This is a genomic window from Curtobacterium flaccumfaciens (assembly GCF_051548005.1).
Taxonomy (GTDB): Bacteria; Actinomycetota; Actinomycetes; order Actinomycetales; family Microbacteriaceae; genus Curtobacterium.
Genome location: NZ_JBPUGH010000017.1, coordinates 23,024 through 34,926 on the forward strand (window position 1 = coordinate 23,024; position 11,903 = coordinate 34,926).

10 protein-coding genes are annotated in these 11,903 nt (G+C 73.5%); 2 read left to right on the forward strand and 8 right to left on the reverse strand.

Going from position 1 to position 11,903, the window contains the following annotated elements; translation table 11 throughout:
* Positions 1 to 63: 63 nt before the first annotated feature.
* Both ahcY and ACSW7Y_RS04175 read right to left on the reverse strand, forming a co-directional pair.
* Positions 64 to 1,542, reverse strand: a complete 1,479-nt coding sequence (gene ahcY, locus ACSW7Y_RS04170) for an adenosylhomocysteinase (protein WP_438125078.1) — start codon at positions 1,540 to 1,542, stop codon at positions 64 to 66.
* A 154-nt stretch (positions 1,543 to 1,696) separates the two neighbouring features.
* Positions 1,697 to 1,909, reverse strand: coding sequence for a DUF3499 family protein (locus ACSW7Y_RS04175; protein WP_438125079.1), 213 nt, complete (start codon positions 1,907 to 1,909; stop codon positions 1,697 to 1,699).
* A gap of 57 nt (positions 1,910 to 1,966) precedes the next feature.
* On the opposite strand from ACSW7Y_RS04175, the gene ACSW7Y_RS04180 reads away from it, so the two are divergent.
* Positions 1,967 to 2,407 (forward strand): metallopeptidase family protein, encoded by a 441-nt coding sequence (locus ACSW7Y_RS04180; protein WP_438125080.1) that lies wholly within the window; start codon positions 1,967 to 1,969, stop codon positions 2,405 to 2,407.
* 49 nt (positions 2,408 to 2,456) lie between these two features.
* Here ACSW7Y_RS04180 and ACSW7Y_RS04185 read toward each other — a convergent pair whose 3' ends face one another.
* The 5 genes from ACSW7Y_RS04185 to manA all read right to left on the reverse strand — a co-directional run bounded on the left by ACSW7Y_RS04185 (position 2,457) and on the right by manA (position 9,666).
* The gene (locus tag ACSW7Y_RS04185; RefSeq protein WP_438125081.1) at positions 2,457 to 3,863 is read right to left on the reverse strand and encodes a DUF5719 family protein; all 1,407 of its coding nucleotides are present in this window, start codon (positions 3,861 to 3,863) and stop codon (positions 2,457 to 2,459) included.
* Positions 3,860 to 6,715, reverse strand: coding sequence for a glycosyltransferase (locus ACSW7Y_RS04190; RefSeq protein ID WP_438125082.1), 2,856 nt, complete (start codon positions 6,713 to 6,715; stop codon positions 3,860 to 3,862). Before ACSW7Y_RS04190 ends, ACSW7Y_RS04185 begins: the two co-directional genes overlap by 4 nt.
* Before the next feature lie 213 nt (positions 6,716 to 6,928).
* A complete protein-coding gene (locus ACSW7Y_RS04195; protein WP_438125083.1) occupies positions 6,929 to 7,261 on the reverse strand; it encodes a WhiB family transcriptional regulator in 333 nt (110 codons plus the stop codon).
* A 174-nt stretch (positions 7,262 to 7,435) separates the two neighbouring features.
* Positions 7,436 to 8,404 (reverse strand): UDP-glucose 4-epimerase GalE, encoded by a 969-nt coding sequence (gene galE, locus ACSW7Y_RS04200; protein ID WP_438125084.1) that lies wholly within the window; start codon positions 8,402 to 8,404, stop codon positions 7,436 to 7,438.
* A gap of 53 nt (positions 8,405 to 8,457) precedes the next feature.
* Complete coding sequence (manA, locus tag ACSW7Y_RS04205) at positions 8,458 to 9,666, reverse strand: mannose-6-phosphate isomerase, class I (protein ID WP_438125085.1); 1,209 nt, start codon at positions 9,664 to 9,666, stop codon at positions 8,458 to 8,460.
* A gap of 42 nt (positions 9,667 to 9,708) precedes the next feature.
* Between manA and ACSW7Y_RS04210 the strand changes: the two genes are divergently transcribed.
* Positions 9,709 to 11,094, forward strand: coding sequence for an O-antigen ligase family protein (locus ACSW7Y_RS04210; protein ID WP_438125086.1), 1,386 nt, complete (start codon positions 9,709 to 9,711; stop codon positions 11,092 to 11,094).
* 82 nt (positions 11,095 to 11,176) lie between these two features.
* On the opposite strand, the gene ACSW7Y_RS04215 is transcribed toward ACSW7Y_RS04210, so the two are convergent.
* Positions 11,177 to 11,903 (reverse strand): hypothetical protein (locus tag ACSW7Y_RS04215; protein WP_438125087.1); only part of this gene is annotated, 727 nt, incomplete at its 5' end.

Here is an 11,903-nt window from a genome sequence, read left to right on the forward strand (position 1 = left end):
GCCGGTGCACGCGATGCACCACGGGAACGACTGCGGCGCCGCGCCCCGCGGACCCGCCGCGCCTCAGTACCGGTAGTGGTCCGGCTTGTACGGCCCCTCGACGGGGACGCCGATGTACGCCGCCTGCTCGGGCCGCAGCGACGTCAGCCGGACCCCGAGGGCGTCGAGGTGGAGCCGCGCCACCTTCTCGTCGAGGTGCTTCGGCAGCACGTACACGCCCGTCGGGTACTGGTCGCGCCGGGTGTGCAGCTCGATCTGTGCGAGGACCTGGTTCGTGAACGAGTTGCTCATGACGAAGGAGGGGTGCCCGGTCGCGTTGCCGAGGTTCATCAGCCGTCCCTCGGACAGCACGAGGATCGAGCGGCCGTTCGGGAGCCGCCACTCGTGCACCTGCGGCTTGATCTCGACCTTCTCGGCCCCGGGCAGCGCCTCGAGCCCCGCCATGTCGATCTCGTTGTCGAAGTGCCCCACGTTCGCGACGACCGCGAGGTGCTTCAGGGCGAGCATGTCCTCGACCCCGACGACGCCGAGGTTGCCCGTGCAGGTGACCACGATGTCGACCTCGCCCGCGACGTCCGCGAGCCGGGCCACCTGGTAGCCGTCCATCGCCGCCTGCAGGGCGCAGATCGGGTCGACCTCGGACACGATCACCCGGGCGCCCTGACCGCGCAGCGCTTCCGCCGCGCCCTTGCCGACGTCCCCGTAGCCGACGACGAACGCGACCTTGCCGCCGATGAGGACGTCCGTCGCCCGGTTCAGGCCGTCCGGGAGCGAGTGCCGGATGCCGTACTTGTTGTCGAACTTCGACTTCGTCACGGAGTCGTTGACGTTGATCGCCGGGAACTGCAGCTTCCCCTCGCGGGACAGCTCGTAGAGGCGGTGCACGCCGGTGGTGGTCTCCTCGGTGACGCCCTCGATGTCCGCGGCGATCCGGGTCCAGCGGTCGGCGGAGTCCCGGAGCGACGCCGCGACGGTGTCGAGGACGATCCGCCACTCGGCGCTCGCGTCCGGCCCGGCCTCGGGCACGCGACCCGCCGCCTCGGCGTCGGCGCCGGTGTGCACGAGCATCGTGGCGTCACCGCCGTCGTCGAGGATCAGGTTCGGGCCCGCCCAGTCCGCGCCGGCGTCCGCCGCCTCGGCGGTCCAGTCGAAGATCCGGTTCGTGCACCACCAGTACTCCTCGAGCGTCTCGCCCTTCCACGCGAACACCGGCACCCCGGCGGGCTCCTCGACCGTCCCGGTCGGGCCGACGACGACCGCCGCCGCGGCCTCGTCCTGCGTGGAGAAGATGTTGCAGCTCGCCCAGCGCACCTGTGCGCCGAGGGCCACGAGCGTCTCGATGAGGACCGCCGTCTGCACGGTCATGTGCAGCGACCCGGCGATGCGCGCGCCGGCGAGCGGCTGGGAGGGCCCGAACTCCTCGCGGAGGGACATGAGCCCCGGCATCTCGTTCTCGGCGAGCCGGATCTGGTGCCGTCCGGCCTCGGCCAGCGAGAGGTCGGCGACGCGGAAGGCTGCTGCGGTGCGGGCTTCGGTGGTCATGGCGTCAGTCTTCCACGCGCGCGTCGGTGCGGGGTGTGCGCGTCGCCGCGCGACACGGGTGCCGACGTCGGTGACGCGGGGCGCGCCTCCAGGCCGGGAGGCACGGGTCGGGACCCGGCGTCGGTCCCGTTTCCGGGGCGTCGCGGACAGGGCCTCAGTCGACCTCGCGGATCGGCTCGCGTCGGACGACGCTCCACCCACGGGGCACGCGGAGGCGTGCCGCGTGGCGCGCGCACAGGTCGTACCCGTGCGGTTCGACGCGCGTCGAGAGCGGGCCGACGACGACCATCGAGTCGCCGTAGTCGTACGTCAGGGTCGCCGAGGCGCTCGCACCACAGGCGACCTTGCTGCAGATCCGGACGTCCATACCGTCACCGACCCTACCGGGTGCGTCCGGACCGCCCCGCGCGCGTACGATGACGGGATGCGTCGCAAGCCCCCGCTCGTCACCCCGGTCGACCGAGGCCGGGGCCGGTCCCGTCACGGGCGCGGCGGCCGTTCGAGCGTGACCGGGCCGGACCTCGCGCCGCTGAGCACCCGCGCCGAGACCTTCGACCGCATCGTCGGCGACACCGCGCACTACCTCGTGCAGCTGTGGCCGGACGAGCTCGCCGGGGTCGTCTTCCAGGTCGCGGACATGCCGACCGACCCGACCCTGCCCGACCGGATGCCCCGGTGGCGCGTCGACCGCGTCGGCAAGCGGGTGACGGTGTTCCGGATCCCGGTCGAGCGGGTGACGCACAGCCCCGAGAAGGACGACGTGGACCGCCGCATCGTCGTCGAGACGGCGGTGTTCCGCGCGGTCGGCGAGCTCATCGACAAGGACCCGTGGGACCTCGCACCGGACCGCTACCGCCACTGGTGAGCACCGGACGCGGACGCCGCGGCGGGGACGCACCGCGGCGCACCTCCCGTCAGGGGTAGACGCGGACCGGTGTCGACACGGCCGTGGCCGGGCGGACCGGGAAGCCGGCGATACCGTCCGAGTTGTCGTAGGTGACCCCCGCGACGATCCCGGACGCGCCGGTGATCGTCAGCTGCGTCGACGTCGGCGGCGACACCGTCACCGTGTCGCCGGACACGACCGAGACGCGCTGCTCGTCGTCTCCGGACGCGATCGTGACCTCGGCGTCCTCGCGGGTCGGGTTGACGAGGTTCAGCCGTGCGCCGCTCCCCGGAGCGACCGCCGTGACGACGTCGTCACCGAGCGGCTCCGCGGACGCGAACCAGCCGAGGTCGGTCGCGCCGTCCTGCGTCGGACGGGTGGTGCGCGCCCCCGCGACGATCGGCACGGTCGAGCTGATCGTGAAGGAGTACCGCCCGTCCGGGAAGTCGTCGAGCGGGACGTCGGTCACGATGCCGGGCTCGGCCGTCGCGTTCACGGTCGACCCGCCGCCGTCCGCCGTGGTGATGCCGAGCGTCACCCGGGCTGCGGTCGCGCCGGGGACGAAGAGCCGGAGGACCGGTGCGGCGTCCGCGGTGTCGTCGCCCTGCTGCGCGGCCTCGGTGCCCTCGAGCACGACCCCCGGGATGACCTGCGAGGTGCTCGGCGCGGCACCGCCCGAGACGATGTCGAAGCCGCCGGGGGTGAGCGTGCGGACGACCGTCTCCTGCATGTGCGCCACGATCTGCCCGCCGGAGGACTCGACGTGGACGACCGTCGAGCCCTGGTCGGAGACGAAGCCGGAGAGCGGCACGACCTTCTGACTGTTCGGCGCGACGACGATGCCGGTGGTGCCCGGCGCGCTCACGGTGCCGGAGCCGTCGTAGATCGACAGGTCGACCGTGGCGTTCACGTCGGTCGGGTTCGACAGGGTGATGAGGCTCGTGCGGCCCGTCTCGGTGGACCCTCCGACCAGCCACGTCGACTGCGCCGGGTCGTCGCAGGACGCGGCACCGACACCGACGAGGTCGCCGTCGGACACGCTCTGGTAGCTGCTCCCGGCGACCTGGGGCGTCGTGGACCCTGCGGGCGCGGTGAGGATCTGCGGGTCGCTGCTGCCCGAGGCGCCCGGGTCGAGGTCGGACCGCTCGACCGAGTCACCCGTGGTCGCGGTCGCCACGGCGGCGGTACCGATCGGGCTGGCCTTCGTGGCGTCGTTGCCGGCGTCGTCCGAGAGCCGGAGCGCGTTGCCGGCGCAGACACGCTCGGCGTCGGCGGCGACCGGGGTCACCGTCTGGCCGGCCGGACGACCGGGGCTCGATGCGGTCCCGATCGCGTGCGCTGCCGTCACCGTGCCCGCGGCCACGACCACGGCGACCGCGGTCGCGGTGCCGCGGACGACCCAGCGGCGGAGCGTGGCGGGGGTGCTGGCGCTCATTCGTCGCGCTCCTCGTCGAAGGTGGTCGCGGGTTCCTCGGCCTCGATGCGGTTCGAGGTGGCACGGCGTCGTCGCGGCGCGGTCGGCACGGCGAGCAGGGCCGCGGCGCCGAAGACCACGCCGAGCACGACGAGGTACGCCACGTGCGTCGCCCGTGACGCCGCCGAACCGGTGGAGGTCCGGTCGACGTCGCCGTCGTAGTGGAAGAGCTGACCGCTCGACGTCTCACCGATGCTGGTGAAGAGCGCGTTCTGGCCGATCGCGCCGACAGTGCGGTCGTGGATCGCCTGGGCGCGCGGGTCGTTCCCCGCGTCGTCGAGCAGGACGAAGCTGATGCCGAGCGAGCGCAGTGCCGGTCGCGGGTCGTAGCCGCTCCGGCTCGCGAGGTTGCCCGCGAGCGTGGTGACCGCACGACCCGCGCGGTCCAGGGTCAGCGCCGTGGACTCGAGCGTCGACTGGTCGTCCAGCGTCGATCCCTGCCCGCGTTCGAGCGAGACCGCCAGCGAGCCGTCCGGCTGCGGATCGACCACCAGGGTACCGACGTCCGGGTTCGCCTGTGCCTCGGCGTTGACGTAGGCGCTGAGGACCCGTCCACTGGTCGGCTGGATCGTCGCTGTCTGCAGGTAGAAGGCGGCGAACGCCGGAGCGACGGTCACGCCCGCGAGGACCGTCGCGACGAGGGCCGCGACCGGGGCGAGCCGGGGCAGGACGTCGAGGCCGATGCAGGCAGCGGCGACGATGCCGAGCCAGTACACGCTCAGCCCGCTGCCGGGCCAGACGATGGTGGTGGTGGAGCCGACCCCGGTGACGGCGAGCTGGGTCGCGCCGAACGCGGTCGCGTAGCCGAGCAGCGCCACGACGAGCGCCGCCCCCGCGATCGCCCAACGGTGCCCGAGCAGCGCGCCGATCGCGGCCGCGGCGACGGGGAGCGCGAGCACGGCCATGACGACCGGCAGGACCCAGGCGACGAGCGCGAGCGGTTCGGTGGCGGGCAGCCAACCGCTCCAGTCCGGCACCGGCTGGCCGATCGCGAGCTGGAACGCCGACGGCGCACGCGTCGCGGACGGCACACCGGGGTCGGCGAAGACGGCGAGTGGGTTGCCACGGGCGGACTGCGCGAGGACCAGCGGCAGGAACAGCACGACGGCCGGCACCGGCACGAAGATCCGTCGGTGTGCGCGCCGCCAGCCGACGACGAGCGCGACGAACCAGGTCACGAGCAGCACCGGCAGCAACGACGGCGCCGAGGCGGCGACCACCGCGAACAGGATCGCGGCACCGGCGGCCCACGCCCACGATCGGTGCGCCTCGAGGAGCGCGAGGAACAGCCAGGGCAGCGCCAGGTGTGCGATGACCGCGCCGAGGTGTCCGCTCGTGACGGCCCCGACGAGCGTCGGCGCGATCGTGTAGAGCGCGGCCCCGATCACCGGGACCCAGGTCCGCGTCGTGACCTTGCGGACGGCGAACCAGGCCCCGAGCGCGGACACCGGGAACGCGAGCAGCATGACGAGCACGACCGAGGTCGACGGCGACCAGAACGTCATCGAACCGAGGACCGCGACGACCGCGGTGAACGGGTCGCTCGGACCGGTGAAGCCGGTGCCGAGGGAGTGCCAGCCGTAACCCACGTTCTGCCACAACCGCCCGACCGAGCTCGACAGCGGGAGGAGCCCGCCACCGGTCAGTGCCGGCGACCCCAGCAGCGGGTACAGCGTGACGACGCTCAGCACGGCCGCGGCGAGCACGACCCAGACCCCGCCGTCGCCGAGGAACGAGGCCCGCGCGATCGGCGCGTCCTCGACACGGGCGAGTTCGACGTCGCGGGACGTCGTCCGGCGCTCGTGCAGTCGACGCCAGCTCACCCGGAGCGGCTCGATCGCGGCCCAGCCGACGGTCCGGTTGCGCGCGAGGACCTTCCGGGACCGCCCGACGCCACCCCCGAACGCGACCGCGAACGCCGCGGCGAGCTCACCGCCGACGGCAGCCGGGTGCTTCGCGACGAGGTGGCCGACCGCGCGCGCGACCGCGAACGGCACGAGCGTCAACCAGTGCAGCCAGAGCGTCCAGGCCGGCGCGTACGTCATGCGCCGGTGCAGCTGCGCCTGTCGGTGCAGCCGCACGCGCTTGCCCTCGGAGAGCCGCTTGCGGCCGAACTCCTCGACCGGGCCCGCGCTCGTGACCCGTGCCTCCGGGACGACCGCCACGCGGTGTCCGGCGAGTCGTGCGCGCACGCAGAGGTCGAGCGCGGCGTCGACGTCGGGGAGCGCCGGGTCGAACCCGCCGAGCTGTTCCCAGACGGACCGCCGGACGAGCATGCCGGCCGCAGCGACGCCGAGGACGTCGGTGTACCGGTCGTGCTGGCCCTGGTCGAGTTCGTCCTGCACGAGCACGAGGGACCGTCCGGTCCGGGTCATGCTCTCGCCGAAGTCGCGGATCCGGGAGGGGTCGTCGTCGTGCACCAGCTTCGGGCCGACGACCACGACCGACGGTGCGATCTCGACCGCGGAGAGGAGCTCGGCCAGCGCCTCGGGCGTCGGTGCGTTGTCGTGCCCGAGGAACCAGAGCCACTCGTCGGCCGGACCACCGTCGCCGTCTGGGGGCGCGACCTCGCGGACCCCGCTGGCGACCGCCTGCGCGAAGGTCCGGCGCGTCGACAGGCGGACCAGGGCGGCCGAACCGCCGAACTCGAGTCCCGCGGTGGAACCGTCGGTCGTCCCCGCGTCGACGACCACGAGGCCCTCGGGGTGGCGGGTCTGCCGGGCCAGCGCATCGAGGGTGCGGTCGAGGTGGTCGCCGCCGTCGGCGGCGACGAGGATCGCGGTGACACGGGGCTGGGAGACGCTGGGCTGCATGACGGGCGTCACTCTACGGTCTGGAGGCACGCGGTCCGTCGCGGACGGCGGCGCGCCGTGAACCTGTGGGAGCCACCACCGCGGGGTGTGCGTCGGACGCACGGCGGACGTCGCGTGGCTGGTCCCGGCGTCCTCGTCGCAGGCTCCTCGGCGCGGCCTCGCACGGCGCTGGCGCGCCGTGACCGATCGTCCGCGCCGGCGCGCCGCGACCGCTCAGGCGCGCTTGCGCAGCTTGCGACGCTCGCGCTCGGACAGGCCACCCCAGATGCCGAAGCGCTCGTCGTTCTCGAGCGCGTACTCGAGGCAGTGCGCCCGGACCTCGCACGAGGTGCAGATCTTCTTCGCCTCGCGGGTCGAGCCGCCCTTCTCCGGGAAGAACGCCTCGGGGTCGGTCTGCGCGCAGAGCGAGTCCGCCTGCCACGCGAGCGGGTTCTCCTCGTCGTCGCTGTCCGGACGCCGCACGCCCGGGACACCGAGCGACACGGGGTCGACGTGCCAGTCCTCCGGAACACCGGCGCTGAAGTCGGAACCGTTCACCCTGATCACCCCTGACGTCTCGTGACGGACCACGACGAGTTGCCGTCGTGCCTGTAATTACAGCGGTGTCATTCGTCAGAGTCAAGTCGCGGATCATAGAAGCCGCTGACGGTTCCGGCGTGTCATGTCCCCCGTACGGGCGTGTCGCCCGTGTTCTGTCCGACTTCCGGGGGACGAACGAGGTCACGCTCGGGCGACGCTCCGGCGCGCCTCCCACGCGCTCGACACCATCTCGTCCAGGGAGTGCCGCATCGACCAGTCGAGGTCGCGCGCCGCGGCCTCGCCGGTCGCGACGATCCGCGCCGGGTCACCCGGGCGTCGCGGCGCGACCTCGGGCTCGAAGGCGATCCCCGTCCCCGCGGCCATGGCGTCCATGATCTGGCGGACGCTCACGCCGTCCCCGCTGCCGAGGTTGTAGGCGCGGTCGAGGGGTTCCCCGGCCTCGAGCTTCCGCGCCGCCACCGCGTGGGAGTGGGCGAGGTCGGCGACGTGCACGTAGTCACGGACGCAGGTGCCGTCCGGCGTCGGGTAGTCGTCGCCGTTGATGCGCGGGGTCCGGCCGGCGAGCAGGGCGTCGAAGACCAGCGGGAAGAGGTTGTGCGGGCTGGCGTCGTAGAGGTCGGGTTCGCCGGAGCCGACGACGTTGAAGTACCGCAGCGACGTCGTGGTGAACCCGCGGGCGGTCTCCATGTCGCGGAGCAGCCACTCCCCGATGAGCTTCGACTCGCCGTAGGGCGATTCCGGGGCCTTCGGGGTCGACTCGACGACGGTCTCGACGTCGGGCGTGCCGTAGACGGCGGCGCTCGACGAGAAGACGACCTTCGTGACGTCCTGCTCGGCCATGGCTCGGAGCAGCGTCGTCATCCCGGTGACGTTCTGTTCGTAGGTGTGCAGCGGCCGTTCGACCGAGACGCCGGCGTACTTGAAGCCGGCGACGTGCACGACCCCGGTGACGGCGTGGTCGCGCAGCGTGCGGCCCACCAGGTCGCCGTCGAGGATCGTGCCCTCGACGAACGGGACGTCGTCGGGGACGAAGGCCCGGAAGCCGCTCGACAGGTCGTCCAGCGCGACGGTGTCGATGCCCGCCGCCCGCAGCGCTCGGACGACGTGGGACGCGATGTACCCGGCGCCGCCGGTGACCAGCCAACTCATGCTGGTCACGCTAGCGGAACCCGGTCACGGTGCGGGAGCGGGTCCCTGCGTGTTCACGCTCCGGTCGCGATGAAGACGGTGGAGGTGAGACCCGAGGTCGCGTCGGCCTCGACCGTGACGTCACCCTCGTCCGGCGTGACGTAGCAGGACTCCCCCTGGCGGAGGAGCGTCGCGGACGTCGCCCCGACGAGTGTCACGACGCCCTCGGTGCAGATCGCGATCGAGGGGCCGACGAGCGGTGCGACGCCGCCCGTGCCGAGTCCGACCGGCCCACCGTCGGCGGTGACGCGCACGAGTGCGAACCCGACGCCGTCCGGGGCGAACCGGTCGACGCCGGGTGCCAGGTGCTCGGGCTCGAGGACCGGGGCCGGGTGGGCCGTGAAGTCGAGCACGTGCAGGAGCTCGGGGACGTCGACGTGCTTGGGCGTCAGGCCGCCGCGGAGCACGTTGTCCGAGGGCGCCATGAGCTCGATGCCGAGGCCGTCGAGGTAGGCGTGCACGTTCCCGGCGGGCAGGTACATCGACTCGCCGGTCCGGAGCGTCACGCGGTGCATGAGGAGCGACACCACGATGCCGGGGTCGTCGGGCCAGGCCTCGGTGAGGTCACGGACCGTCCGGATGTTCGGGCCGGCCTCGTCGTCCGGGACGGCGGCCGCCAGGTCGCTCGCCGCGCGCACGACGGCGAGCGCCCCCTCGTCGGCCGTCTCGAGCCAGCGGACGGTGTCCTCGAGCCCCTGGCCGAGGTGCGCGACGAGCGGGCCGAGCCGTCCGGAACCGGCATCGAGCCGCTCGACGTCGACCAGGGTGTCGGCGACCGGTCGGAAGCCGCTGAGCGCCTCGAACCGCTCGCTGAGCGCGACGACGAGCTCGGGCTTCGGGAACGGGTCCTTGTAGTTGCGGGCCGGATCGTCGATCGGGATGCCCGCGGCCTCCTCGCGCTCGTACCCCTCGCGCGCCTGCTCCGGGGTCGGGTGCGCCTGCAGCGACAGGGGCGCGGCGGCGGCGAGCACCTTGAGGAGGAAGGGCAGGCCGGTGCGCCCCGGGCCGAGGGCGTCCTCCGGCTCGGCGGCGATCCAGTCGAGCAGGGTGTCGGCTCCCCCGACCATCGCCGGGTTCACCACGACGCTCGGGCTGCCGGGGTGGGCCCCGAGCCAGAGCTCGGCCTGGGGTGCGCCGGTGACGGTGCGGCCGAGGAGCTCCGGGATCGCGGTGACGGATCCCCAGGCGTAGTCGCGCGGGGTGTTGGTGATGCCGAGGAACATGCGGCGAGCCTACCGGCGGGCGCGCGACGGTAGCCTGGCGTCGTGACGAACACGTGGCCGGTGGCTCGAGGGACGGTTCCGGAGCGGGAGGCGTTCGCGTTCGCGAGCACCCTGCTCGGGGTGGTGTTCGCCGGCGACGCGGTGCCGAACACGCTGACCTGGGTCGGAGCCGCGGTCCTCTGGGCGCTCGTCGCCGCCTGGGGGGTGTCGATCCTCGTGCGGGCGCGACCGCCGATCACGCGGACGCCACGGTCGCTGTGGTTCTTCCTCGCCTGGTGCCTGGTGTCGATCGTCTGGTCGCACTGGCGGTACGCGACCCTGCCGAGCATCGTCGTGCAGGTCGTCTGTGCGGCGGTCGCGTTCGGGGTGGCGTCGACCCTCTCGTGGCGACGGATCCTCGACGCGACGAGTCTGGCGATGCGCTGGGTGCTCGCGCTCTCCCTGCTGTTCGAGGCGTTCGTCGCGATCGTGCTCCGGCACCCGGTCGCTCCCGCCTGGACCGACTACGGCGACGCGCGCATCCCGGACGCCTTCTACTTCTCGCGCGCCGAGCTCTTCACCGGTGGACGGATCCAGGGGCTGCCGGGGAACGCGAACCTCCTGGCGATGGTCGCCCTGCTCGCGGCGATCGCGATCGGCGTGCAGCTCGCCGAGGGCCGCATCCGTCGTGCCCGCGGGATCGGGTGGCTCGTCGTGGCCGCGGTCGTGTTCCTGTTGACCCGGTCCTCCACGGTCCTCGCTGCAGCACTCGTCGTCGCGCTCGTCCTCGTGGTCGCGCTGTGGATCCGTCGGACGCCGACCGAGCGCCGCACGCCGCGGTACCTCGTCGTCACGGCCGTCGCCGTGGTGCTGGCCTGCGTCGCGTTCGTGGCCCGCGGTCCGCTGTCGGAGCTGCTCGGCAAGGGGTCGGACGCCACCGGGCGCGGCGAGATCTGGGCGAAGGTGCTCGGACTGGTCGACCAGCACCCGGTGGTCGGCTGGGGGTGGATCGGCTACTGGTGGCCGAGCATCCCGACGCTCGCCGACCTGGCGCACCGCAAGGGCGTGACCTACCTGCAGGCGCACGACGCGTACCTGGACGTCTGGATGCAGACCGGCATCATCGGCCTGCTGCTGTTCGCCCTCTACGTCCTGACGACCCTGCAGCGTGGATGGGCCGGTGCGACGCGCATCGGGTACGACGCACGGCTCGAGCAGCGTCCGTTCGATCCGGTGACCCTCTTCCCGCTCCTGCTCGTCGTGGCGCTGCTCGTGCAGTCGGTCGCGGAGTCCCGTCTGCTCTACCAGGGGAACTGGATCCTCTTCGCCCTCCTGGCGGTCAAGTCGCGCATCGTCCTGGCCGGAGACGAACCGGCGTCCACGGGTGACGGACCGCGGACACCGTCGCAGCGTCGCGCGTTCCGTCCGTCACCGTCCGGACGCGGCTGACCCCCGTCGGGCGCACCACCGCGGCACCGGAGGTCGCGGCCCCGCCCCGGGGCAGCCGCCCGTCCGCGGTCGCACCGCACGGTCACCTTAGGCGGTCACAGGGCACGGCCGTCCCCCAGGGCGCGGTCCGGACGCGGACCACGTCGAGGTCCGGGTCCGATCGGCAGGTGTCCGCGGCGGCCGGGAGCTGCGGCGCCCATGCCGGTCCCGCTGACCGCCGTGTGACCGGCGGCTCGTGTGCGACCACCTGCGGCGCGGTCCCGGCGACGGTGGACGCGACGACCAGCGCGACCGCGCACCAGCCGACGGCGGTGGGGACGACCTGAGCCGGGCCTCCCGTCCGCACCCGACCGGCCCGCACCGGAACGGCCCGCAGCGGGCCCCACCCGGTCCGACCCCACCGGGCCGGTCCCCAACGGGCCCGACCCGACCCGGTCCGACCCGCCCGGTGTCTGCCGACCGGTCGGGCCACGGCACCCGTCCCACCGACGCCGAAGCCCGGCCGAGCGCTCCGGGCCACGCGCACGCCGCGGGCGGTCACGAGCACGCCGCCGGCGGTCGCGACCGCCGACAGGAGCAGGAGCCCGCTGGCCGCCGCGTAGCGGAGCGGCAGGACACCGACGAGCGCCTCCGTCGGCGTGGCCCAGGACACGCCGACGCTGTTCGCCCACAGCGCTGCGGTCCACGTGGCCACCGAACCGCCGGCGAGCGCGAGCACGAGGCAGCGCCCGCGCGCCGGTCCGACCACGACGGCCGCGGCGAGGAGCGCCGCCACGGCGAGCGCTGGGACCACGAGGACCCACCAGCCG